This is a genomic window from Pseudoxanthomonas mexicana, from assembly GCF_046736355.1.
Classification (GTDB): domain Bacteria; phylum Pseudomonadota; class Gammaproteobacteria; order Xanthomonadales; family Xanthomonadaceae; genus Pseudoxanthomonas_A; species Pseudoxanthomonas_A mexicana_B.
In genome coordinates, this window is the sequence record NZ_CP157201.1 from 425,392 (window position 1) to 448,981 (window position 23,590).

General features: G+C 71.3%; 25 protein-coding genes and 1 pseudogene. 14 read left to right on the forward strand and 12 right to left on the reverse strand.

Going from position 1 to position 23,590, the window contains the following annotated elements; all coding sequences use genetic code 11:
- Positions 1-15: 15 nt before the first annotated feature.
- The gene (locus tag AAG688_RS01810; RefSeq protein WP_411834911.1) at positions 16-1,089 is read left to right on the forward strand and encodes a PQQ-dependent sugar dehydrogenase; all 1,074 of its coding nucleotides are present in this window, start codon (positions 16-18) and stop codon (positions 1,087-1,089) included.
- A gap of 437 nt (positions 1,090-1,526) precedes the next feature.
- On the opposite strand, the gene AAG688_RS01815 is transcribed toward AAG688_RS01810, so the two are convergent.
- Positions 1,527-2,756, reverse strand: coding sequence for a multifunctional CCA addition/repair protein (locus tag AAG688_RS01815; protein ID WP_411833664.1), 1,230 nt, complete (start codon positions 2,754-2,756; stop codon positions 1,527-1,529).
- Between the two features lie 186 nt (positions 2,757-2,942).
- Here AAG688_RS01815 and AAG688_RS01820 point away from each other — a divergent pair, with 186 nt between their 5' ends.
- Positions 2,943-3,887, forward strand: coding sequence for an oxygenase MpaB family protein (locus AAG688_RS01820; RefSeq protein ID WP_411833665.1), 945 nt, complete (start codon positions 2,943-2,945; stop codon positions 3,885-3,887).
- A 105-nt stretch (positions 3,888-3,992) separates the two neighbouring features.
- A complete protein-coding gene (locus tag AAG688_RS01825; protein ID WP_411833666.1) occupies positions 3,993-4,820 on the forward strand; it encodes an alpha/beta fold hydrolase in 828 nt (275 codons plus the stop codon).
- On the opposite strand, the gene AAG688_RS01830 is transcribed toward AAG688_RS01825, so the two are convergent.
- A complete protein-coding gene (locus AAG688_RS01830) occupies positions 4,821-5,819 on the reverse strand; it encodes a DUF2272 domain-containing protein (RefSeq protein WP_411833667.1) in 999 nt (332 codons plus the stop codon). It abuts the gene before it with no gap.
- 104 nt (positions 5,820-5,923) lie between these two features.
- Here AAG688_RS01830 and AAG688_RS01835 point away from each other — a divergent pair, with 104 nt between their 5' ends.
- Positions 5,924-7,024 (forward strand): hypothetical protein, encoded by a 1,101-nt coding sequence (locus AAG688_RS01835; protein ID WP_411833668.1) that lies wholly within the window; start codon positions 5,924-5,926, stop codon positions 7,022-7,024.
- A gap of 95 nt (positions 7,025-7,119) precedes the next feature.
- Here the strand turns inward: AAG688_RS01835 and AAG688_RS01840 are convergent, their stop codons facing one another.
- Positions 7,120-7,746, reverse strand: coding sequence for a DUF3304 domain-containing protein (locus AAG688_RS01840; protein ID WP_411833669.1), 627 nt, complete (start codon positions 7,744-7,746; stop codon positions 7,120-7,122).
- 148 nt (positions 7,747-7,894) lie between these two features.
- Positions 7,895-8,275, reverse strand: a complete 381-nt coding sequence (locus AAG688_RS01845; RefSeq protein ID WP_411833670.1) for a YciI family protein — start codon at positions 8,273-8,275, stop codon at positions 7,895-7,897.
- Positions 8,276-8,568: 293 nt separating this feature from the next.
- Between AAG688_RS01845 and AAG688_RS01850 the strand changes: the two genes are divergently transcribed.
- From AAG688_RS01850 to AAG688_RS01885, 8 genes are all read left to right on the forward strand, one after another.
- On the forward strand, positions 8,569-8,988 hold the full coding sequence (locus AAG688_RS01850) for a YciI family protein (protein ID WP_411833671.1): 420 nt from the start codon (positions 8,569-8,571) through the stop codon (positions 8,986-8,988).
- Positions 8,989-9,049: 61 nt separating this feature from the next.
- Positions 9,050-9,463, forward strand: a complete 414-nt coding sequence (locus AAG688_RS01855) for a VOC family protein (protein ID WP_411833672.1) — start codon at positions 9,050-9,052, stop codon at positions 9,461-9,463.
- A gap of 26 nt (positions 9,464-9,489) precedes the next feature.
- Positions 9,490-9,897 (forward strand): VOC family protein, encoded by a 408-nt coding sequence (locus AAG688_RS01860; RefSeq protein ID WP_411833673.1) that lies wholly within the window; start codon positions 9,490-9,492, stop codon positions 9,895-9,897.
- Between the two features lie 85 nt (positions 9,898-9,982).
- Positions 9,983-11,248, forward strand: coding sequence for an RNA polymerase sigma factor (locus tag AAG688_RS01865; RefSeq protein ID WP_411833674.1), 1,266 nt, complete (start codon positions 9,983-9,985; stop codon positions 11,246-11,248).
- A gap of 185 nt (positions 11,249-11,433) precedes the next feature.
- Entirely contained in the window at positions 11,434-13,239 is a 1,806-nt protein-coding gene (locus AAG688_RS01870) for a sensor histidine kinase (RefSeq protein ID WP_411833675.1), read from the forward strand.
- On the forward strand, positions 13,236-13,676 hold the full coding sequence (locus tag AAG688_RS01875; protein WP_411833676.1) for a response regulator: 441 nt from the start codon (positions 13,236-13,238) through the stop codon (positions 13,674-13,676). The genes AAG688_RS01870 and AAG688_RS01875 overlap by 4 nt, the downstream gene beginning before the upstream one ends.
- A 1-nt stretch (position 13,677) precedes the next feature.
- Complete coding sequence (locus tag AAG688_RS01880) at positions 13,678-15,195, forward strand: response regulator (protein ID WP_411833678.1); 1,518 nt, start codon at positions 13,678-13,680, stop codon at positions 15,193-15,195.
- Positions 15,196-15,409: 214 nt separating this feature from the next.
- Positions 15,410-15,763, forward strand: coding sequence for a DMT family protein (locus AAG688_RS01885; RefSeq protein WP_411833679.1), 354 nt, complete (start codon positions 15,410-15,412; stop codon positions 15,761-15,763).
- 3 nt (positions 15,764-15,766) lie between these two features.
- On the opposite strand, the gene AAG688_RS01890 is transcribed toward AAG688_RS01885, so the two are convergent.
- Entirely contained in the window at positions 15,767-16,009 is a 243-nt protein-coding gene (locus AAG688_RS01890) for a DUF3297 family protein (protein WP_411833680.1), read from the reverse strand.
- Between the two features lie 148 nt (positions 16,010-16,157).
- On the opposite strand from AAG688_RS01890, the gene AAG688_RS01895 reads away from it, so the two are divergent.
- Positions 16,158-16,700, forward strand: a complete 543-nt coding sequence (locus AAG688_RS01895) for a hypothetical protein (RefSeq protein ID WP_411833681.1) — start codon at positions 16,158-16,160, stop codon at positions 16,698-16,700.
- Between the two features lie 36 nt (positions 16,701-16,736).
- Here the strand turns inward: AAG688_RS01895 and AAG688_RS01900 are convergent, their stop codons facing one another.
- The 5 genes and pseudogenes from AAG688_RS01900 to AAG688_RS01920 form a co-directional block, all read right to left on the reverse strand.
- The gene (locus AAG688_RS01900; RefSeq protein WP_411833682.1) at positions 16,737-17,021 is read right to left on the reverse strand and encodes a DUF4031 domain-containing protein; all 285 of its coding nucleotides are present in this window, start codon (positions 17,019-17,021) and stop codon (positions 16,737-16,739) included.
- 135 nt (positions 17,022-17,156) lie between these two features.
- Positions 17,157-18,134, reverse strand: a pseudogene (gene motB / locus AAG688_RS01905) (flagellar motor protein MotB); the annotation flags it as partial.
- A gap of 4 nt (positions 18,135-18,138) precedes the next feature.
- Positions 18,139-18,993: a flagellar motor stator protein MotA gene (motA, locus tag AAG688_RS01910; protein ID WP_411833683.1), complete on the reverse strand. Its 855-nt coding sequence runs from the start codon at positions 18,991-18,993 to the stop codon at positions 18,139-18,141.
- A gap of 124 nt (positions 18,994-19,117) precedes the next feature.
- Complete coding sequence (msrB, locus tag AAG688_RS01915; RefSeq protein ID WP_411833684.1) at positions 19,118-19,585, reverse strand: peptide-methionine (R)-S-oxide reductase MsrB; 468 nt, start codon at positions 19,583-19,585, stop codon at positions 19,118-19,120.
- Complete coding sequence (locus AAG688_RS01920; protein WP_411833685.1) at positions 19,582-20,157, reverse strand: DUF3016 domain-containing protein; 576 nt, start codon at positions 20,155-20,157, stop codon at positions 19,582-19,584. The genes msrB and AAG688_RS01920 overlap by 4 nt, the downstream gene beginning before the upstream one ends.
- 203 nt (positions 20,158-20,360) lie before the next feature.
- On the opposite strand from AAG688_RS01920, the gene AAG688_RS01925 reads away from it, so the two are divergent.
- Positions 20,361-21,395 (forward strand): aldo/keto reductase, encoded by a 1,035-nt coding sequence (locus AAG688_RS01925; protein WP_411834912.1) that lies wholly within the window; start codon positions 20,361-20,363, stop codon positions 21,393-21,395.
- Between the two features lie 174 nt (positions 21,396-21,569).
- Here AAG688_RS01925 and AAG688_RS01930 read toward each other — a convergent pair whose 3' ends face one another.
- Both AAG688_RS01930 and AAG688_RS01935 read right to left on the reverse strand, forming a co-directional pair.
- Positions 21,570-21,914, reverse strand: a complete 345-nt coding sequence (locus AAG688_RS01930; protein ID WP_411833686.1) for a DUF3325 domain-containing protein — start codon at positions 21,912-21,914, stop codon at positions 21,570-21,572.
- Entirely contained in the window at positions 21,907-23,577 is a 1,671-nt protein-coding gene (locus AAG688_RS01935; protein ID WP_411833687.1) for a PepSY-associated TM helix domain-containing protein, read from the reverse strand. The genes AAG688_RS01930 and AAG688_RS01935 overlap by 8 nt, the downstream gene beginning before the upstream one ends.
- Between the last annotated feature and the right edge of the window lie 13 nt (positions 23,578-23,590).

The window sequence follows — 23,590 nt, forward strand, 5'->3', positions numbered from 1 at the left end:
GAACCGGCGCGGGTGATGGCCGGCCCGTCGCCGGCATTGCGCATTCCCGATCCGCCGTTCGCCAGGACCGAGGTCGCGCGCTTCGACGAGCCGTGGGCGATGACCTTCCTGCCCGACGGCCGCCTGCTGGTGACCGAAAAGCGCGGCCGGCTGCGGCTGCTCGACATCGCCAGCGGCCGCAAGGGCGAGATCACCGGCGTGCCGGCGGTGGCCTACGGCGGCCAGGGCGGTTTCGGCGACGTCGTGCTGCACCCGCAGTACGCGAGCAACGGCTGGGTCTACCTGAGCTACGCCGAGGCCGGCAGCGGCGACACCCGCGGCGCGGCGGTGGCGCGCGCGAAGATCGCCTTCAGCGGCGACGGCGGCCGGCTGACCGATTTGCAGGTGATCTGGTGGCAGGTGCCCAAGGTGACCGGGCAGGGCCATTACGGCCACCGCATCGCCTTCGGCGCCGACGGCAAGCTGTGGATCACCTCCAGCGACCGCCAGAAGCTGGATCCGGCGCAGGACCTGCAGTCGGCGCTGGGCAAGCTGATGCGGCTGAACGACGACGGCAGCGTGCCGGCCGACAATCCCTTCGCCGGCCAGGGCGACGTGGCCGCGCAGGTATGGACGCTGGGCCACCGCAACCTGCTCGGCATCGCCTTCGATGCGCAGGGCCGGCTGTGGACGCACGAGATGGGGCCGGCCGGCGGCGACGAGATCAACCTGATCGAGCGCGGCAGCAACTACGGCTGGCCGCGGGTGTCGGAAGGCCGCCACTACGACGGCACCGCCATCCCCGGGCACGCGACGCGGCCGCAGTTCAACGCGCCGGAGGCGTCCTGGAACCCGGTAATCTCGCCGGCCGGGCTGGTGATCTACAGCGGGCAGATGTTCCCCTATTTCCACAGCCACGCCTTCATCGGCGGATTGTCGTCGCAGGAGCTGATCCGCGTGGAGATCGCCGGCGACAGCGCGCGCGAGGCCGCGCGCTACCCGATGGGCCGGCGCATCCGCGAGGTCGAGCAGGGACCGGACGGCGCGCTGTGGCTGCTGGAGGACGGCAGCGATGCGCGGCTGTGGAAGCTCACGCCGAATCCGGGTTGACCATCGCCGAGCAGGTCGATGCTTGAAAATCCCTGAACGGATCGTCACCCCGTGTAGGCGGGGATCCAGCCACTCCAGCCCTTGAAGGCAACGACACGGGGCTCGCTCCGCTTCTGCGCGACAAGTCCGCATGAGCGGCCTTCTCGCGTGTCGGAAGCGGGCATCCCCGGCATGCTGCCGCCGGCGATGTTGGATGGCATGTAGGCCGGCAACCATTGCCTGTAGAGCGGAGCTTGCTCCGCTGTTCCGGCAACGGCCAGCGGAGCAAGCTCCGCTCTACAGCCGCATCGGCGGGCGCGAGGCATGTCGGCAGGCCAGCTGCCTGCGATCGGGCATCGATGCGTTTCCGGCGACGATTCATCCGGACAGGCGCGCGATGCCTTCGGGTATTCCGGGCGATCCCTTGCCGGCATCGCGCGTCCGCCAGCAAGGCCGGATCACACCTGCCGCTTGCGCGCCACGGCGATGGCCGCTGTCCGCGCCCTGGCCAGGGCCTGGCCGACGGCCGCGCCGGATAGGCCCTCGCACGCGATGTCCCGAGCGCCGACCGCCAGCGCCGCGTGGTGCAGCCGTTGCAGCTCCGCGCCCTGCGGATAATCGGCCTCCTCGCTGCCGCCGCGGCCGCGCTTGTCGGCCTCGCACACGGTGGCCAGCTGCGCGATGCGCTCCGGCTTGCGGAACGCGTCGCAGCGCGACAGCAGCTCGTGCACGGTGGCGTCGCGCAGCTCGAACACGCGGTGCACGTTGAGGTGCTCGCGGCAGGCCATCACCGCCAGCTCGCGGTGCTCGGCCGGCACCTTGAGCCGCTCGCACAGCGCCCGCACCGGCTTGACGCCGCGCTGCTCGTGCATGACGTGGCGGGGCAGTTCCTCCTCCGGCGTCAGCGCCTTGCCCAGGTCGTGGGCCAGCGCGGCGAAGCCGATCACCGCATCGCCCGGCGCCAGCCGCGCGGCCATGTCGCTGACCATCTGCTGGTGGATGCCGGTATCGACTTCCGGGTGGTACTCGGCGCGCTGCGGCACGCCGTACAGCGCGTCCACTTCCGGCAGCACCGCGCGCAGCGCGCCGCACCGGCGCAGCGTGTCCAGGAAGGCCGACGGCCGCGCGCTGGCCAGCGCGCGCCGCAGTTCCTGCCAGACCCGCTCGGGCACCAGCGCGTCCAGCTCGCCGCTGTCGGCCATCTGCCGCATCAGCGCCATCGTCTCGTCGGCGACGCTGAAACCCAGCGGCGCCAGCCGCGCCATGAAGCGCGCCGCGCGCAGCACCCGCAGGGGATCCTCGACGAAGGCCGGGCCGACGTGGCGCAGCACGCGCCGCTCGATGTCGCGCGCGCCGCCGTGCGGATCGACCAGGCGGCCGTCCTGGTCCTGGGCGATGGCGTTGATGGTGAAGTCGCGCCGCAGCAGGTCGTCCTCCAGCGTCACCGACGGATCGGCATCGACCACGAAGCCGCGATGGCCGCGCCCGCTCTTGCGCTCGGTGCGCGCCAGCGCGTGCTCCTCGCCGGTGTCCGGGTGCAGGAACACCGGGAAGTCGCGCCCGACGGGTTTGTAGCCGAGATCCAGCATCCGCTGCGGCGTCGCCCCGACCACCACCCAGTCGCGGTCGCCGGCCGGCAGGCCGAGCAGGCGGTCGCGCACCGCGCCGCCGACGAGATAGGTTTTCATGGGACCGGCACGGGAAGCATGGGCATACAGGGTAGCGTGCGACACCGTGGCGTGGTGGCCGCGCGAAGGGCGCTGCAGGAATCCGCCACGCGCCGCGGTTCGTGCTTGGCACGCATGCGCCCTCGACCCGCGGCTTACCCGCAGTCGCGCATCATGGGGGCCGGTCCCCGCTTCCCGCTTCCGCCCATGATCCACACAGCCAGTCCCCTGACCGCCCCGGCAATCCGCCAGCTCCGGCGCTGGGTGCTGGAGGCGTTCCCGCGCGGCCACAGCGGGATCGACTACGACGCCCCGGCGGGCGACCCCGGGCTGTTCGGCCCGGACAGCGTGACTTGGCGGGTGCATGCGGAGTTTCCGGGCATGCTGTCCGGCGGGCTGTGCGCGCTGGTGCTGCAGACCCTGCATCCGCGCGCGCTGGCCGGCGTGTACGACCATTCCAACTTCCGCGCGGACCTGGTCGGCCGCCTGCGCCGCACCACCCACTTCATCGCCGGCACCACCTACGCGGCGACCGCGCAGGCCGAGGCGCTGATCGCGCGGGTGCGGCGCATCCACCGGCACGTGAGCGGCGAACTGGCCGATGGAAGCCGCTACTCGGCCAGCGATCCGGATCTGCTCACCTGGGTCCACGTCACCGAGGCCTACGGCTTCCTGCAGGGCTGCCGGCGCTATTGCCGCGACGTGCCCGCTGCGATCGCGGATCGCTACTACGACGAGTCGCGGCGGGTGGCCGAGGCGCTGGGCGCGCGCGACGTGCCGGCCTCGCAGGCGCAGGTGGAGGCGTATTTCCAGGCGGTGCGGCCGCAGTTGCGCGTCGATGCGCGCTCGCGCGAGGTGCTGGCGATCCTGGACGCGATCCGCCTGCCGGTGCCGCTGCCCGGGCTGTCGCGCGGGCTGTTCCTGGGCGCGGGCGCGGCGCTGCTGCCCGACTGGGCCGCCGGGATGCTGGGAAGCCGCGGCCGCCCGCGCGCCCGCGACGCGGTTTCGGCGCGGCTGATGCGGGCGATGGCGCCGCTGTTCCGCCGCGCGTTGGACGATGGCCCGTCCGTCCGCGCCTGCCGGCGCGTCGGGCGCCCCGTGCACGTGCTGGCCGACTGGCCGCGGGCGATGGCGGGCGACGCCGCGGGTTGAGGAAAGTTCCTCGTCGCGGGCGCCATGCTCCGCTGAGCGCGCTTCACGCGCCGGGCATGCCGCCCGGGCCAGCATGCTGGCTTCCCCTTTGCGCAGGAGTCGACCATGTCCCCCTCTTCCGACAAAGCCCGTCGCGTCCGCCTGCATGTCGAAGACAGCGGCGGCGGGGGCCGTCCGGTCGTGCTGATCCACGGCTGGCCGCTGTCCGCCGAATCCTGGCAGGCGCAGATCGACCCGCTGCGCGCGGCCGGCCATCGCGTGGTGGCCTACGACCGGCGCGGCTTCGGGCGTTCCGACAAGCCGGCCGACGGCTACGACTACGACACCCTGGCCGCCGATCTGGCCGGCGTGATCGAGGATCTGGAACTGCGCGACGCCACCCTGGTCGGGTTCTCGATGGGGGGCGGCGAGGTCGCGCGCTACATCGCCAACCACGGCCAGGAGCGCGTGCGCAGCGTGGTGTTCGCCGCCGCGGTGCCGCCGTACCTGCTCAAGGGCGACGACAATCCCGACGGTCCGCTGACCGCGGAGCAGGCCAGGAAGATGGAGGCCGACCTGAAGGCGGATCGCGAGGCCTTCTTCGACGCCTTCACCCGCGAGTTCTTCAGCGCCAACGGGCAACTCAAGGTCGGCGAGGAACAGCGCCAGCAAGCCATCGCGTTGTGCCGGCAGTCGGATCAGGCCGCCGCGCTGGGCTGCATGAAGGCCTTCGCCACCACCGATTTCCGCGCCGACCTGGGAAGGATCGACATCCCCACGCTGGTGCTGCACGGCGACGCCGACGCCACCGTGCCGCTGGAAGGCTCGGGTCTGCGCACCCATGCCGCCATCGCCGGCAGCGAACTGGTGGTGCTGGCGGACGCGCCGCATGGCTGCAACGCCAGCCATGCCGGACAGTTCAATCGCGCGCTGCTGGAATTCCTGGCGCGCTAGCTAGCGGTTCGTGTCGCCTGCCGGCGGGCAGCGCGGCACGCCGCTGCCGAGCACGCAGTGCACGCAGCAGGCAGGCGTCGCGGGCGCGGGCGGCACGACTTCGGCGCCGGGCAGCCGCGCCAGCGCCTCGGTCGGCTTGAGCTTGAGCAGCACCGCCCAGTCCTGGCGGTTGAAGTTGCAGCCGGCCGCCTGGTCCGGCGCGCACGGCGGATCGGCCCCACCGCGCTGCGGCAGTGCCCACAGGCGGCCGGCATGGTTGAGGTTGAGCAGGCGCATGGTCACCGCTTGCTGCACGTTGCCGCCGATCAGCCAGGCCAGGCCGTCCCTGCCGGCATTGGCGGCGATCACGATCTCGCAGTGCATGTTCAATCCCCGCCCGTCCGCGCCGAGCACTTCGCGCAGCCCGGCGTGGCCGAAACGGCGCTCGGGCTGGCGCACGTAGCAGAGCAGGTCGCCGGTGGCCGGCACGGCGGTGGCGGGGTCGGCGAAGTCGTAGGCGCTCTTGGCCGGCTTCTGCAGCGCATGCCGCACGTAGTCGACGTGGCTGGCCGAGCGAGGAAATCCGGGCAGGTTGGCCCGGGCCATCACCCATGAGACGAACGCCGCCGACCACGGGGTGTCGACCACGAACGCGCGGCAGGCGGGCGAAGGCTGCGCGTCGGCCAGTGCGCGACGGCAATCGGCCGCGCCGGGAAGCCATTGCATGCGCGCGAGCAGGCCGCTTTCCTCCCAGTACGCGGCCACGCGTTGCCAGGCCGCGCTGTGGCCGTCGTCGAGCAGGCTGGCCTCGGCTTCGGCCACCGTGAGGCTGGCGAGGCGGCCGTCGCGATCGATGAAGGGACGGAACCAGTGCAGGTGCTCGTTGCAGGCCAGCGCGGCGATGCGCACGGCGGGTTCGGCGTCGGCGGTGCGCGCGCGCAACGCGGGACAGGCGTCGCCGGCCCGCGCATCGCCGGCGAACGGCATCAGCAACAGGCAGGCCAGGGCGAGGATGCGCATCGAAGCTCCTTGCAGGGGGATCGCGCCGCATGATGCACCGCCGCCGGTGACGACGTGGACAAGGCACCGGCGCCATTGCCGCACTGAACGGCAGTTGATCGCGCATGCGCACGCGCGCCGCCCTGCGGGAACTCGACCGCAGGCGCGAGGTCATCCGCCAGCGCGGTCAGGCCATGCCGCTTCGCTTCCTCCCCAGACGACGGTTCCTCGTGCCTGCCGATTTCCGTGACGATGTTTTCCCGCGCGTGCTTGCCGTCCTCGTCGCCGCGGCGATCCTGGGCCTGGGAGGAAAACTGCTGGCCACCTTCCCCGGCGCGTACGCGCCGCAGGAGGCGACGGCGAGGATGCGCCTGTCCTTCATCGCGCGGGAGGAAGCCGCCGTCGAGTCGCCGCGCACGCCGCCCGCGCCGTCCACGCGCGAACCCGCGCCACCCGGCGCACGGACGCCGGGCGATGCGCGCGCCCCGATCCATCCGGTGCGGTCCGCCGTTCCGGCCTTGCCCGCGCCGCGGACCGAGGCGGTGATCTACACGCGCGAGGGTGGCATCCGCCTGCCGGCGGATCTGCTGGCGCGCGCGGGCGAGGCCGGCGGCAAGGCCGCGCCGCCGCCCGGCGCGCCGGATGCGTCGCGCGACGATGCGCAGGCGCGACGCCTGCTTGAGCGGCGCAACCCGGTCGACTACCGCCCGACCCGCTTCGCCCGCGACTGGATCAGCGACGGCGACGCCGCCGACGTGGCCGAGCAGGAGATCGCGCGCGTCTACAGCAAGATCGCCGAGTTGCTGTTCGGCAGGGACGTGCAGCCGGCGCAGGCGCGGCCGCCGCCGGAGGTGCGCTTCAACCCGGGCCGCCACGAGCAGGCCGCCGACCTGGGCCGCGAGCAAACCGGCGACGCCTACAAGGCCGCGCCGCTGAACTTCGAGAAGGCGCCGGGCCTGGAGGGCGAGGCCAGCCGCCGCATCCGTGCCGGGGTCGCCGAGCTGGAGCGCCGCCACGCGGGTTGCAGCCGCGCGCAGCGCAGCGCGCTGATGGCGCCGCTGCTGCCGCACCTGCAGGAACTGGAGCGGGTCGAATACGCCCACGCGCACGGCGCCGATCCGGTCCGCGCCGAACACCTGCTGCCGCGCGCGGCCGACAGCGCCTACGACCTGTCGCGGCGCGCGCTATGGCACGCGGACCGGCAACTGGCGCGCTGCTCGCGCTGACGCCATCCCCGCCTGCGCGGGGACGGTGGAGCGGCCATGAAGCGGAACGGGAACGTTCCGGCGCGGCCGCGAGGGGGGCGCCGCCGTTGCGGCGGTCAGTACGCCTGCCAGTGGCGCGATTCGTCGGCGCGATCGCCGCGCCGGCCGGAGGCTTCGGCGCGCTTCAGTTCCACCGCATGCTCCCAGGCACGCTGCCTGTCCTGCCGCTCGCGCAGGCGCTGCTCGTGGCGGACCAGTTCGGCGAGGTAGTCCTTCTCCGGCAGGCGCGGGCCGCTGTAGTCGGGGTCGGTGTGGTTGCGGTGGCTGGCGATGATGACCGCGTCGTCGTCGGGCAGCAGGTGGATGTTGAGGCGGAAGTCCAGCGCCGGGTAGCGCGGCACCTGCACGGCGCGCTGGTGCGATTGGCAGGTGGTGTCGCGGATCACCAGCGTCTGCGGATCGTGCACCGGCGTGCAGCGCTTCCACTCCAGGTTCACGGTGATGCCTTCGCGCCACTTCGCCGGCAGGCGGATGCAGCAGCCGTTGCGCGCCATCTGCCCGACCGCCGAACCGACCGCCATGCCGTCGGCCGACACCAGGTTGACGAAGCTCAGCGTCGGGTCGTTGTCGATCACCCGCACCTTGGCCTCGAGCGGCGGCGGCCCGGCGCAGGCCGACAGCAGGGACAGGCACGACAGCGCCAGCAGGTACGGAAAGCGGAGACGCGAACGGGCAGGCTTCATTCGGCTGATCGGGGCGGCAAAGCGCGGAGGGAAGGCCATCTTCGCCGATCCGCATGCGGCCTCGCCAGGCGTGCCGGGATCCCCCGGAAGTTTCTATCGTGCCCGTCATTCCCGCCTGCGCGGGGATGACGATGCCCTGAGGTTGCCTCTAGGCGCCGACGCGTTCCCGTTCTGCCTGGAAGTCGCGCACTGCACGCACCTCGATGCAGCCGAAGCGCGACCACGGGAATGCGCGGGCGATGGCCACCGCCTCGTCCAGGTCGGCGGCGCGGATCAGGTTGTAGCCGGCCAGCATCTCCTTGGTCTCGGCGAACGGCCCGTCCACCACCCGGGCCACGCCGTCGCGGGTGCGCAGCGCGCGGGCGGTGGCGGCCGGTTCGAGCTGCTGCGAGTCGATCAGGATGCCGCGGGCGCGCAACTCGTCGGCGTGGCGGATGCAGCCGCGCATCAGCGCGTCGTATTCGTCGGCGGGCAGCGCGGCGAGCAGCTCCGGATCGGTATGGATCAGCATCAGGTATTGCGAGGACATCGGCTCACCGTCGGCAGGGGGAGGCGTCCATGATGCCGCATCGGCACGCCGTGTACGCTCCCGGGGAAATCGGGAATCGATGGCTGCAAAGAGACGGATGCGGGCGTTCGCGCGCGTCCAGCGTCCCCATCCGCCTTCGGCAGCTTCCCCCGCCGGCGGGGGAAGGGAAGCGCTGGAATCCGGCTATCCAAAAAAATTCCGCGGAGCTGTCGATCCGCGTCCCTGCCGCCCGTCATGGTGATCGAAAGCCGGCCGGAAACCGCCGGCGCCGTTCCACCCACAAGGAGACCGCCGTGAAAGTCATGGTCATCGTCAAGGCCAGCGCCGACAGCGAGAACGGCGCGCCGCCGGATCGCAAATGCCTGGAAATCATGGGCCGCTACAACGAGGAACTGGCCAACGCCGGCGTCATGCTGGCCGGCGAGGGCCTGCACCCGAGCCGGCGCGGCGCGCGCGTGCGCTTCGACGGCAGCCGGCGCACCGTCACCGACGGCCCGTTCGCCGAGACCCAGGAACTGATCGCCGGCTTCTGGCTCTGGCAGGTGCGCTCGTGGGAAGAGGCGCTCGAATGGCTGAAGCGCGCGCCATTCGACGGCGGCGAGGAAGTCGAACTGCGGCCGATCCTGGAGGAATGCGACTTCGCCGATGCGCTCGCGCCGGAGCTGCGCGAGCGGGAAGCGCACCTGCGCGCCCGCATCGCCGATCCGCGCTGAGCGCGCCGGCACCGGATCAAAACCCCGCGGGCAACCGCACCCATCACCGAGGAGAGTCACCATGCAACTGGTTCCCTATCTCGCCTTCGACGGCCAGTGCCGCGAGGCCTTCGCGTTCTACCGGCAGGCACTGGGCGGCCGAATCGTTGCCGAAACGAGCTATGGCGAATCGCCGGTGTGCGAACAGATGCCGCCCGGGCACCACGACCGCGTGATGCACATGCAACTGGACGCCGGCGGCGCAATCCTGATGGGCGCCGATGCGCCGCCGGGTCAGCTCGCCGGCAGCGCCAGCCAGACCTGCGTCAACGTGACCGTGGACGATCCGGCGCTGGCCGAGCGCGTGTTCGCCGCGCTGGCCGAGGGCGGCACGGTGCAGATGCCGATCGAGGAGACCTTCTGGGCACACCGCTTCGGCATGCTGGTCGATCGCTACGGCAAGCCGTGGATGGTCAACTGCCTCAAGCCCTGCTGAAACCCCTCCATCACCCGGGAACCGACATGACCACGCAAGTCTTCATCAACCTGCCGGTGAAGGATCCGGACGCCGCGCGCGCGTTCTTCGCCCGCCTCGGCTACGCCCACAATCCGCAGTTCACCGACCACAACGCCACCTGCGTGGTCATCAGCGACGTCATCCACGTAATGCTGCTGGCCCGGCCGTTCTTCGCCACCTTCACCGACAAGCCGGTCGCCGATACCTGTGCCACGGCGGCGGCGATCACCGCGCTGTCGCAGCCCGACCGCGCAGCGGTGGACGCGTTGATGGAGCGCGCCCTGGCTGCCGGCGCGCGCGAGCACCGCCCCGCCGACGACCACGGCTTCATGTACCAGCGCAGCTTCGAGGATCCGGACGGCCACCTGTGGGAGGTGTTCCACATGGATCCGGCGGCCGTGCCGGGCGGATGAACGGAACACGCAGCGCCCCCGGCCATCCGCATGCACGCCGCTGCGCACTTGCATGGCGATCGGTGCGGTGCTTTCATCGCCGCCCATGAGCGCGCCGGACGTCCACCGCACCATCGAAGCGCTGTGGCGGATGGAATCGCCGAAGCTGGTCGCGCGACTGGCGCGCATGCTCGGCGACGTCGGCCAGGCCGAGGAACTGGCCCAGGACGCGCTGGTCGCCGCGCTGGAGCACTGGCCGCGCGAGGGCGTGCCGGACAACCCGGCCGCCTGGTGGATGACCGCGGCCCAGCGCCGCGCCATCGACCGCCTGCGCCAGCGCCAGCTGCACGCGACCAGGCACGCGCAGATCACCTACGAAGCAGAGGGCCAGGCGATGGACGCGCCTGACCGCGACGCGCGGCTGGAGGACGACATCGGCGACGACCTGCTGCGGCTGGTCTTCGTCGCCTGCCACCCGATCCTGCCGACCGAGGCGCGGGTCGCGCTGACCCTGCGCCTGCTCGGCGGACTGAGCACGGCCGAGATCGCGCGCGCCTTCCTGCAATCCGAGCCGACCATCGCCCAGCGCATCGTCCGCGCCAAGCGCTTGCTGGCGCAGAAGCAAGTGCCGTTCGAGGTGCCGCGCAAGGCCGACCTGGCCGCCCGGCTCGACGCGGTGCTGGAAGTGATCTACCTGATCTTCAACGAAGGCTATTCGGCCAGCGCCGGCGACGACTGGATGCGCCCGGCGCTGTGCGGGGAGGCGCTGCGGATGGGGCGGGTGCTGGCCGGGCTGATGCCGCAGCAGCCGGAAGTCCACGGCCTGCTGGCGCTGATGGAACTGCAGGCCTCGCGCACCAATGCGCGCGCCGATGCCGCCGGCCAGCCGGTGCTGCTGATGGATCAGGACCGCAGCCGCTGGGACAGGTTGCAGATCCGGCGCGGCCTGATCGCGCTGGAGCGTGCCGCGCAACGGGGCGGCGCCGAGGGCGCGTATGCGCTGCAGGCCGCCATCGCCGCCTGCCATGCGCGCGCGCTGCGCGCCGCCGACACCGACTGGCCGCGCATCGCCGCGCTGTACGCGCGGCTGGCGCAGGTGGCGCCCTCGCCGGTGGTGCAGCTCAACCGCGCGGTGGCGCTGGGGCGCGCCTTCGGTCCGGCGGCGGGGCTGGCGCTGGTCGACACCCTGCTGCACGAACCGCTGCTGCACGACTACCCGCAGCTGCCGGCGGTGCGCGGGGATCTGCTCGAACGCCTCGGCCGCGACGGCGAGGCGGGCGGCGAGTTCGAGCGCGCCGCCGCGCTGACCCGCAACGCGCGCGAGCGCGAACTGATGCTGGCGCGCGCGGCCGGTTGCCGCAGCCGCGGCTAGCCCGCGTGCCCGCGCCGGACCGGCGCAGGCTGAACGCGCCACGCCGTTTCCGGCAAAGGTTCCTGAACGGAATCGCCCCCGCGATCGCCGCGCGTGACGCTGTCATGGCAACCGGGTAGCATCGCCGGACTGGAACGACAGCGGCCTTGCGCGCACCGCGCAGGCGTCCACGGACAAGGGGATCGATGGCAGCTTCCGTCACGCGTTATGGCCTGGAAAGCTGGCGCCTGCCGGCCCTGCTGATCGCCGTGCTCGTGGTGGTCGTGCTGCCCGCCTACATGCTGTTTTCCCTCTCGCGCGACAACCTGCAGGCGGCCGACTACATCGCCCATACCCGCGAGGTGAAGGGCACGGCCGCCATGCTGGCGATGAGCCTGCGCGAGGTCGAAATCGCCGCGATGGTCATCGCGCTGGGCGCCGACACGCCGGGCGCCCGCGAGCGCGTCGAGCAAGGCCCGGCCGAGGTGGAGCGGCTGATGAGCGACCTGATCCGCCTGACCGCCGACAACCCCGCGCAGCTGGTCCGCGTCGGGCAGTTGCAGGAGCGCGCGCGGGCGCGGCTCGACATCACCGGCCAGCTCGCCGAAGCCGATGGCGACGGGGCGCGGCAACTGGCGCAGGCTTTGGTGACGCGCTATCCGATACGCGGGCTTTTCCAGGAAATCATCGGCGGCGAGGAACAACTGCTCGCCGAGCGGACCCGCGACTCCGAACGCAAGCGCACCCTCACCCAGTGGTTGCGCTGGAGCGCGCTGGTGGTGCAGTTGATGCTGCTGGGCCTGATCACCTGGCTGCTGGGCCGCCAGGTCGCCCGCCGCCTGGACGCGGAGAAGTCGCAGCGGCGCGCCAGTTCCCGCGCGCTGGCGATCCTGCAGACCGCGCGCGAGCCGATCGTGCTGCTGGACGCCGACCTGCAGCTGCTGATGCACAACAACGCCTTCGCCGAACTGTACGGGCTGGCGGCCGGCGCGCAGGCGCTGTCGCTGCAGGACGTCGGCGACGGCGCCTGGAACGATCCGGTGCTGCTGCAGCGCCTGGCCGACGTGCTGGCGCGCGGCCGCGAACTGTGGGACTTCGAGCACGAGCACGAGACCGCCGACGGCATGATCCGCACGGTGCTGCTCAACGCGCGCCGCATGCAGCTGCCCGACAGCGACGACAACGTGGCGCTGATGACGGTCAGCGACATCTCCGCGCAGAAGGCCACCCAGCAGAAGGTCGCCGACCTCAACCGCCAGCTGGAAGGCAAGATCGAGCAGATTTCCGAGGTCAACCGCGAGCTGGAGGCGTTCAGCTACTCGGTCTCGCACGACCTGCGCGCGCCGCTGCGCCACGTCGCCGGCTTCGCCGACAAGCTGGCCCGCCACCTCGGCGACGGCGCCGACGACAAGAGCCGGCACTACCTGCAGGTCATCGGCAACTCGGCCCGGCGCATGTCGCAGCTGATCGACGACCTGCTGGTCTATTCGCGTCTGGGCCGCAGCGCGCTGCGCCTGCAGGCGGTGGACATGCAGTCGCTGGTCGACGAGACCCGCGCGATGCTCGACGCCCATGCCACCGGCGATGCGCCGCGCAACCCGGTGCGCTGGCGGATCGCGCCGCTGCCGATCCTGGTCGCCGACGAGAACATGATGCGGCAGCTGTGGGGCAACCTGCTCGGCAACGCGGTCAAGTACAGCGCGCGCCGCGCCCAGCCGGAAGTGGAGATCGGCTACCGGGTCCAGCCCGACGGCAGCCACCACTTCAGCGTGCGCGACAATGGCACCGGTTTCGACATGGCCTACGCCGACAAGCTGTTCGGCGTGTTCCAGCGCCTGCACAAGGCCTCCGAGTATCCCGGCACCGGCATCGGCCTGGCCAGCGTGCGCCGCGTGCTCAGCCGCCACGGCGGCCGCGTCTGGGCCGAGGCCGAGCCCGACAAGGGCGCCACCTTCCACTTCACCCTGCCGCCAGCGCTGGACGCACCCTCAACCCTCGAGCGAAGCCCATGACCGACATCCGCACCATCCTGCTGGCCGAAGACAGCCTCCCCGATGCCGAGATGGCCATCGACGCGCTGCGCGAGGCCAATCTCGCCAATCCCATCGTGCACGTCGAGGACGGCGTCGAGGCGATGGACTACCTGCTCCGCCGCGGCAACCATGCCGATCGTCCCGAGGGATTGCCGGCGGTGCTGCTGCTGGACATCAAGATGCCGCGCATGGACGGGCTGGAGGTGCTCAAGCAGATCCGCACCCACGAGCACCTCAAGCGCATGCCGGTGGTGATCCTGTCGTCCTCGCGCGAGGAAAGCGACCTGGCGCGCAGCTGGGACCTGGGCGTCAACGCCTACGTGGTCAAGCCGGTGGACGTCGACCAGTTCTTCCAGGCGGTCAAGACGCTGGGCACGTTCTGGGCGGTGATCAACGAGACCCCCGAGAAGGAATGACATGCCGCGAACCGGCGCGCCGCTGGGTTCCATCTCCATCCTGATGGTGGAGGACTGCCCCGAGGATGCCGAGCTGCTGGTCGAACAGCTGCTCGACGCCGGGCTGGAAGCCGACTTCGTCCGCGTCGACAACGCCGGGGACATGCGCGCCGAACTGGCGCGGCGCAACTTCGACATCGTCCTGTCGGATCTGGCCATGCCCGGCTTTTCCGGGCACGAGGCGCTGCGCATCCTGCGCGAGCACGACCCCGGCGTGCCGTTCATCTTCGTCTCCGGCACGATGGGCGAGGAGACCGCCGTGCAGGCGCTGCAGGAAGGCGCGCACGACTACGTGCTCAAGCACAACCCGGTGCGGCTGCCGTCGGCGGTGGCGCGCGCCATCCGCGAGGCGCGCGGCGAACGCGAGCGCGAGCGCGCCGAGAAGGAGTTGATGCGCGCGCAGCGGCTGGACAGCCTGGCGATGCTGGCGGCCGGCCTCAGCCACGACCTGCGCAACATCCTGCAGCCGCTGCTGATCGTGCCGGACCTGCTGGCCAGCTACAGCGACGATCCCAAGATCCGCCGGCTCGGCAACGTCATCGCCGAGAGCGGCCGGCGCGGCCACGAGATGGCCGAGTCGATGCTCTCGTTCGTGCGCGGATCGCGGGTCAAGCGCGAATCGGTGTCGATCGCCGCGCTGTTCCACGCGGTGCAACTGCTGTTGCAGGGCAGCCTGCCCCGGCACGTCACCCTGGTGGTGGAGCCGCCCGCCGAGGACCTGGCGGTGCAGGCCAACTACACCGAATTCCAGCAATGCCTGATCAACCTCTGCCTGAACGGCATCCAGGCCATGCCGCGGCCGGGCACGCTGAGCCTGTCCGCCCAGCGCCTGCGCGAGGGCGGCGAGGACTGGGTGGCGGTGCTGGTCAGCGACCAGGGCATCGGCATGGACGAGCAGACCCTGGCCCAGCTGTTCACCCCGTTCTTCACCACCAAGCAGCAGGGCAGCGGCCTGGGGCTGCTGTCGTGCAAGCGCATCCTGGAAGCCAACGGAGGCAGGATCTCGGTGCACAGCCTGCCCGGCGACGGCAGCACGTTCGAACTGCGGCTGCCTGCGCAGCGGGTGGCCGATGAGGCGGGGGCGGCCGACGAGAACTTCGCCGAGGGCCAGGGCCAGCGCATCCTGGTGGTCGATGGCGACAGCACCCGGCTGTCGCTGGTGGCCAATGCATTGGCCAGCCAGGGCTACGATCCGATGGTCGCCTCCGACGGCGCGGCGGCGCTGCGCATCGTCGCCAGCGACGGCCTGCCGCGCATCGCCATCGTCGACAGCGACATCCTGCTGCTGTCGGCGGTCAGCCTGATGCTGGCGCTGCGCGAGCGGGGCTTCGACGGGCCGGTGCTGATCCTCAAGGACCCGGCGCAGCCGCCGGTGCGGTTCCAGGATCTGCCGCCGGGCATCGAACCGCGCCTGCTCGGCAAGCCGGTGCAGATGAGCCAGCTGTTCCGCGCGGTCGAGGAGGCGCTCGCCTCCTGCTAGAGCCTGTCATGGCTTTGGGCCGCCGGGCATGACGGGGAGCCGAGCAAGCTCGGCTCGCTGCACCCGGATGCGGGAAGCGCCCCTGGCAAGGCCCGCCACACTGCATCGCGATGGTCCAGGCCTGCGGGAACGTGCATGACACGCTCCAGGCGGGCTTGAGCCGCGGCGCGTCCTCCCCCAGGATGGCGCGCCCGCTCCCCGCCGGAAAGCATCCATGCGCCAGATCGGCCTGACCCTGCTGCTGCTCACCCTGAGCAACGTGTTCATGACCTTCGCCTGGTACGCGCACCTGAAGGAGATGAACCACAAGCCGTGGATCCTCGCCGCGCTGTTCAGCTGGGGCATCGCGCTGTTCGAGTACCTGCTGCAGGTGCCGGCCAACCGCATCGGCTACACGGTGATGTCGGTGGCGCAGCTGAAGATCCTGCAGGAGGCGATCACCCTGCTGGTGTTCGTGCCGTTCGCGGTGTTCTACCTGAAGGAACCGCTGAAGCTGGACTACCTGTGGGCCGCGCTGTGCATCCTCGGCGCGGTGTTCTTCATCTTCCGCAGCAAGCTGGGGCTGTGACGCTCACTTCTGGTCTAGGAAGTAGGCCTCGACCGTGCCCTTGACCTTCAGCGTCATCGGGTTGCCGCGGCGATCCTTGGACTTGCCGACCTGCACCCGGATCCAGCCCTCGCTGATCGAGTATTCCTCGACGTTGTCGCGCTCGACGCCGTTGAAGCGGATGCCGATGCCGCGCTCCAGCAGGGCGGCGTCGTGGAAGGGGCTGCGCGGGTCCAGGGCCAGGCGATCGGGAGGGGTGTCGCTCATGCGGGGAACTTCGGTGGAACGGCGGGCTGCCGCGGGGCGGCAAGGATAAACGCCCGCGCCGCGCGGCCCAAGCCCGCCGGCGGGAGGCTCCCCCTTTCCAGCCGGCCGCGCGCGGGTCAGGATCACGCTTTCCGCGCAGGAACCGGCCATGCGGCATCCCGACGACGAGTATGAGGACGAGGACGACGGCCACGCGCTGGACGACGTCGATTCCGACGATCACCAGGCCCTGGTCTGGAACCTGCTGCTGCTGATCAACCCCGGCGACGAGGAAGCCGCGCTGCGCCAGTTCGACGGCTACCGCGAGGCGGTGGCCGGTGGCGGGGCCGAAGCGCGGGATCTGCCGGAAACGCTGGCCGGCATCATCGACTGGACCGCCGGTTTCCGGATTCCTGACGAGGACGTGGCCACGCTGATCGACTGCCTGGAGCAACTGGCCGCGCGCTGGGGCATCGGCATCGACTGGGGCGGCGACGCCGACGACGAGGATTTCATCGCCGGCCTCGATGCCGCCGGCGTGCTGGCCATCGCGCACGACCGGCTGCGCGAGCACGGCTATTCGCTGTGGCTGTGGCAGACCGGCGACGGCGTGCAGGCCGGCTGGATGGCGCTGCGCCGCGACGACCAGGCGATGCGGGAGCTGGCGGCGCTGCTGGAGTTCGAGTTGCGCCCGGGCGGCGACGCGCTCTGAGCGCCCCTGGCCGGGCGCGCGCCGGCCAGGCGGCCGTCAGGGACTTTCGCCGCGCCCCTGCGCCTTGGCGCGGGCGATGACCGCGCGCATCAGCGCGCGATCGCGGTGCCGCGAGATGGCGATGGCGCCCAGCGCGATGGCCTGCTCGCGCAGCGGCGCCGGCACGTCGTAGTGTGCGCCGCTGGTCTTGTCCTGGAACGCGCGCCGCGGCAGGCCCAGGCGCGCGGCGAAGGCGTGCAGCTCGTCCAGCGTGTCGGCCATCAGGTGCGCCCAGCGCTGGCCGCGCCAGGCGAACACCGCATCGTCCACGTACACGCTCACCGCGCCGCCCCGGCGGCCGGCGTGGAGCGCCCGGCGCGTGCCGGGCCGGGGTTGCGGGAGCGGAAAGGAGGGCGGCGGCGCGGGATCATTGCGCACAAGGATACCCGTGCGCGCCGGCGGCGACGCCGCGCTTCAGGGATGCGCGGCCGCTTCGGATTCGGCCGCCGGCGCCGCTGGCCCGGCCGCCGCTGCATCCGGCATCGTCGCATCGGCATCCGGCAACTGCGGGCCCAGCGCCAGGCGCGTGTCCGATTGCAGCGAGGCATCGACCGCGGCCTGGGTCATCACCACGATGCTGATGCGGCGGTTGATCGGATTGTGCGGATCCTGCCTGTCGAACAGCACCGACGAGGCCAGCCCGACCACGCGCGACACCTTGTCCGCCTGCATGCCGCCGTCGATCAGCGCACGCCGCGCGGCGTTGGCGCGGTCGGCGCTGAGTTCCCAGTTGGTGTAGCCGCGGGTGCCGTTGTACTGGGTGGTGTCGGTATGGCCGGTGATGCTGATCGCGTTGGGCACCTGGTTGATGAAGCCGGACAGCTCGCGCAGGATGGTGGTGGTGTAGGGCTTGAGCTGCGAGCTGCCCAGGTCGAACATCGGCCGGTTTTGCTGATCGACGATCTGGATGCGCAGCCCTTCCGGGGTCAGGTCCAGCAGCAGCTGGTCCTTGAACGGCTCCAGCGCCTGGCTCTTGCCGATGGCCTCCTCCAGCGCCTCCATCAGCGATTCCAGCCGGCGCTCGTCCGCGCGCGCTTTCGCTTCGCTCTCGGTCTCGCTGCTGGGCTTGGCGAACGCGTCCTCGCCGTCGCCGCGCGGGATGTCCATCGTGCCGCCGAGCTTGATCATCGAGTTGCTGGCGCCGCCCGGCCCCTGCGGGCCCGGCGCGGGCGAGAAGCTCTTGCCGGTCAGCGGGCTGGGATTGCGGAAGTATTCGGAGATCGCCGCGCGCTCCTTGTTGGTGGTCGCGCCGACCAGCCACATCACCAGGAAGAACGCCATCATCGCGGTCACGAAGTCCGCGTACGCCACCTTCCACGAGCCGCCGTGATGACCGCCGCCGGCCACCTTCTTGACCCGTCGCACCATCACGACGGTGGGTTTGCTCTCGGCCATTGGCTTACTTGATGGCTTTCAGGTGGGTTTCGAAATCGTTGAACTGCGGCCGCACCCCGGACGGCAGCGTCTTGCGCGCGAACTCCAGCGCCACCTTGGGGTTGTAGCCGCGCAGCGAGGCCAGCAGCGCGGTCTTGACCGATTCGTAGATGCGCGCGTCCTGCTCGGCGCTGGCTTCCACCGCCGCGCCAAGCGGGCCGATGAAGCCGTAGGCCAGCAGGATGCCGAGGAAGGTGCCGACCAGCGCGGCGCCGACATGCGCGCCGACCTCGGCGATGTCGCCGCCGATCGAGCCCATCGTGACGATGATGCCCAGCACCGCGGCGACGATGCCGAAGCCCGGCAGGCCGTCGGAGATCTTCTGCAGCGCGTGCGCCGGCGCCATCATCTCGTGGTGGTGCTTCTCCAGCTCCAGTTCCAGCAGCGGCTCCAGTTCGTGCGGCTCGATGTTGTTGCCGACCATCAGGCGCAGGCAGTCGGTGATGAAGTCCATCAGGTGGTGGTCGGCGAGGATCTTCGGGTACTTGCTGAAGACGTCGCTGGAGGCCGGGGCGTCCACGTGCGACTCCAGCGCGATGAAGCCCTCGCGGCGCGCCTTGTTGAGCAGCTCGTAGACCAGCGTCAGCACGTCCAGGTAGTCGCTGGCCTTGTACCTGGCGCCCTTGAACGTGGCCGGGATGGCGGCGAAGGTGGCCTTGACCGTCTTCATCGGCGTGCCGATCAGGAACGCGCCGAACGCCGCGCCGCCGATGATGACCAGCTCGTAGGGCTGCCACAGCGCCGCCAGCTTGCCGTGCGCGGCGACGTAACCGCCGAGCACGCTGGCGATGACCACGATAAGTCCGATGACGATGAGCATGGGCGGGGAGGCGGCAGGAGGTGTATCCCGGTTTCGGCCGTCCGGCGCCAATCTTGAGGCGGCTTCGACCAATGTCCCGGGACAGCCCGCCCAGGCCGCCGGTCCCGCGGGGACTTGCGACGCCTCAGTCCGCCGGCGCCGCCTCGGCCCCGCCGCGTCCCAGCGGGTCGGGCAGGGGCTGTCCCCGCGCGACGAAGGACAGCGACACCGAGTTGAGGCAGTGGCGCTCGAAGGTCGGCGGCGGGCCGTCCGGGAACACGTGGCCCAGGTGGCTGCCGCAGCGCGCGCAGACGATCTCGGTGCGGATCATGCCGTGGCTGGCGTCGCGGATGCGGCCGACGTGGGCCGCGTCCAGCGGCGCGAAGAAGCTCGGCCAGCCGGTGCCGGAATCGAACTTGGCGGTGGAGCGGAACAGCGGCAGCCCGCACAGCCGGCAGCAGTAGACGCCGTCCTGCTTGTTGTCGAGGAAGGCGCCGCAGAACGGCGCCTCGGTGCCGTGCTGCAGCAGCACGCGGCGTTCCTCGCCGTCGAGGCCGGCGATCAGCCGCCGGCGCTGCCCGTCATCGGGCGGGGTCAGGTCGAAGCCGGTCATCGCGCGGTCCGCATGGCGTCGTGGCGCAGGTCAGCGCGCCGGCCGAATTCCTGGCGCAGCCAGTCGTCGATCATCCGCTTCTCGTAGCGCAAGGCATCGCTGTTGTTGGCGCCGGCCTGGCTGAGGAACGCCGGATCGCGCAGCTTGCGCTCGCCTTCGGACACGACCGTGCCGTCTTCGCCGGTGAGGCGGAAATGCAGGCTCATCCGCGGCGGGTACATGTCCTGGACGATGCGGATGTCGTTGCGCACCGAGCCCGGATGCAGGTAGCTGCCGGCGCGGGTGATGTCGGTGATGGTGACCTGCAACCGCTGGCCGGGCGCCAGGTGCCGCGCCGCCCGCGCCTGGAGATGGCGCGCCAGTTCGACCACCCAGTTGCCGCGCTCGGCTTCCCAGCGGTTGCCGCTGTAGCGCAGCTCGGAGAATTGCGCTGGATCGGTCCATTCGACGCTGACCGGGCCGCTGGCCGGCAACTGGCGCGGAATCGACGGATCGGTGACGTTGTCGCGGGCGGACGCGCCGCCGGCGGCGAAGGCCATTGCCAGGGCGAGCAGCAGGCTCATGCGTTTCATGTTTTTTCCTCCAGGGCCTCGGGCCGCAGATGGCAGGCCTCGATTCTGCGCGCCTTGCCGCTGGCGGGAAACCGGATCGGCGACGGCAGCGGCCGCGTGTTGCGGAGTGTTCAGGCGCCGGCAACGATGCATTCCGGCCCAGCGCTTGCGCCCGCCACGTGCGCGGGAGTGAAATGCCGGTTCCTCCCCCAATGGATTCCGTCATGGAGCATCGCCATCTCGGCGCGTCCGGCCTGCGCGTTCCCGTCCTCAGCCTCGGCACCGGCACCTTCGGCGGTCAGGGCGCATTGTTCAGCGCCTGGGGCGACACCGACGTGGCGCAGGCGCGCCGGCTGGTCGACATCTGCCTGGAGGCCGGCCTCAACATGTTCGACAGCGCCGACGTCTATTCGAAGGGTGCGGCCGAGTCGATCCTCGGCGAGGCCCTCAAGGGCCGCCCGCGCGACGCGCTGCTGATCTCCACCAAGGCCACCTTCCGCTTCGGCGAGGGCGAGAACCAGGTCGGTTCCTCGCGCCATCATCTGATCAATGCCATCGACGGCGCGCTGAAGCGGCTGGGCACCGACTACATCGACCTGTTCCAGCTGCACGGCTTCGACGCGCGCACGCCGGTGGAGGAAGTGCTGTCCACGCTCGACAACCTGGTGCGCGCCGGCAAGATCCGCTACCTGGGCGTATCCAACTTCTCCGGCTGGCACCTGATGAAATCGCTGGCCGCCGCCGACCGCCACGGCTGGACCCGCTACGTGGCGCACCAGGCCTACTACTCGCTGCTCGGCCGCGACTACGAGTGGGAACTGATGCCGCTGGCCGCCGACCAGGGCGTCGGCGCGGTGGTGTGGAGCCCGCTCGGCTGGGGCCGGCTGACCGGCAAGCTGCGCCGCGGCCAGCCGTTGCCGGCGACCAGCCGCCTGCACTCGCAGGCCAACATCGAATCCGGCCCGCCGGTCGAGGACGAGCATCTCTATCGCGTGGTCGACGCGCTGGACGAAGTGGCCGCCGAAACCGGCCGCAGCGTGCCGCAGGTGGCGATCAACTGGCTGCTGCAGCGCCCGACCGTGTCCACCGTCATCATCGGCGCGCGCAACGAGGAACAGCTGCGGCAGAACCTGGGCGCGGTCGGCTGGAACCTCACCGCCGGGCAGGTGGCCCGGCTCGACGCCGCCAGCGCGGTGACCAGGCCCTATCCGTACTGGCACCAGGCCGGGTTCAGGTATCGCAATCCGACGCCGGTGTAAGGCGGCGACCGCAGCGTCGCCGACGGTGATGGCCGGACTTTCATTATGGGAGCGACGATTGTGGGAGCGACGTCAGTCGCGACTGGCCCGGGCTGGATGCAATCCGTCGCGACAGACGTCGCTCCAACGGAAGAAGTGAAGCATTGCCTGGCCGCACGGCTGGCAAGCCCCCAGTCACTGGCGGCCGATCCTGCCGGTGCACGTCCACGGCGCCAGCGCGCGCAGCCAGCGCGCGCGCCAGGCCAGGGTGAAGGCGACGATCAGCGCCGCCGCGGCCAGCCCCATCAGCCAGACCAGCGCGGCCATCGACGCATGATCCACCGCCAGGCACAGCCCCAGGGCGGTCGCCAGCGCCAGGGCGCCGAGTCCCCGCAGCCACAAGGTCGCCGTCCGCGAGGGCGTCGCGCCCCAGACCTGCTGCGCGTGGACCGGCATCGACAGCGCCAGCCAGCCCATGCCGGCCACGCAGGCGGCCAGCGCCGCGGCCAGCAGCCAGCCGGCGTGCGCGGGCTCATGCATGCGCGGCCTCCCGGTCGCGCGCGGTCTCGGTCGCCTTCGCTTCGGCGCGGCGGCCGAGACGTCGCGCGCTGGCGGCGGCGATCGCGGCGGTGGCCAGCAGCGACAGATCGAGGCCGGCCACCGGCCAATAGCCGGCGCCAAGCGTGCGCAGCAGATGATCGCCGGTGGTGATCCAGTTCAGTCCCGCCGCCGCCAGCGCCAGCGCGGCGATCGCCCAGGCCTGTTCGCGCCAGGCCGGATTGGGCAGGCCGCGCGCGACCGGGCCGCTGCGCCAGGCGGCATGCAGCAGCGCCAGCGTCCATGCGCCCCAGAACGCATAGCGCTCCCAGGCGTCGCGCGCCGGCAGCGTCTCGGGCAGCAGGCGGTTGGCGACCAGGATGGCGAGCGCGGCCGCCACCATGCCGGTCACCGCGGCCACCGCCAACGCGTCGACCGCGCGCGTGCCCTGGCTGCCGTCGCGGGCATGCTGGCGCTTGCGCTTCTCGACGAAGAACACGAAGCCGGTGGCGATGCAGACGCAGCCGGCCAGCCCGCCCAGCACGTACAGCCAGCGCAGCAGCCAGTGGCGGAAATGCTGCAGGTGCAGGCCGGTGAGGAACTCGGCGACGCGCGCGACCGGCGTGGCCGGCGGGTCCTCGCGCAGCAGCTGCCCGGTGGACGCCTTGAAATGGATGCCCTGCCCGACCAGCGCGATGCGATCGGTGCCGGCGCGGTAGACGCTGACGTAGCCGTTGGCGTCGCCGACGTGCTGCAGCACCAGGAAACCGACCTCGCCGGCCATGTCGCGCGCCTCCCAGCGGTGCTGCGCCTCGGCGACCATCGCATCGACGTTGGCCAGTCCGGCTGGCACGCCGGCGCGCCCGTGCGGCAGGCCCAGCGCCTGCGCTTCGTGCTTCTCGTGCAGTTCGTGCAGGTCGTGCAGCTGGGTATGGCCGATGGGGAAATAGTAGGCCGCGGCGAAGATCACCAGCCCGGTGAAGGCGAAGAAGAAATGGAACGGCAGCGCGACCACGCCGGTGAGGTTGTGCAGGTCCAGCACGCTGCGCAGGCGGCCCTTGTCCGGGCGGAAGGTGAAGAGCTCGCGGAACAGCTTGCGGTGCATGACCACGCCGCTGACCAGCGCGGCCAGCATCACCAGCGCGGAGAAACCGACGATCCAGAACCCCAGGTTCTTCCAGTCCAGGGTCAGGCTGTAGTGCATCGGGTAGAAGAAGCCGCTGCCGATCTTGAGCCGATCGTCGGGCAGCGGGCTGCCGTCGCGCGGGTCGATGGTGGCGTAGGCCCAGATCGCCTCGTCCGGCTCCTTGGCGTTGGGCACCTGGTAGCCGGCGTACAGCGCCAGCACCGGATCGCGGTGGGTGGTGTAGGCGCTCCAGCTGGCGACGGTGTCGTAGCGCTCGGGCATCGGGCCGTCGACGCGCGGGCGCATCGCTTCCACCGCCGCCGGCAGCGGCTGCATCCGCTCGAACGCCGGCCGCAGCACCCGTTCGAACGAGGGCATCGGTTGCGGCTCGATGCGCGTGGCCGGGATCGCCCAGCGGTCGATCTCGCGATCGAACACCGACAGCGCGCCGAAGAAGAACGCGGCCATCAGCACGAAGCCCAGCACCAGGCCGAACCAGGTATGCAGCCAAGCCATCGCCTGGCGGAAGCTCTGGAACATCGCGGACCTCCTC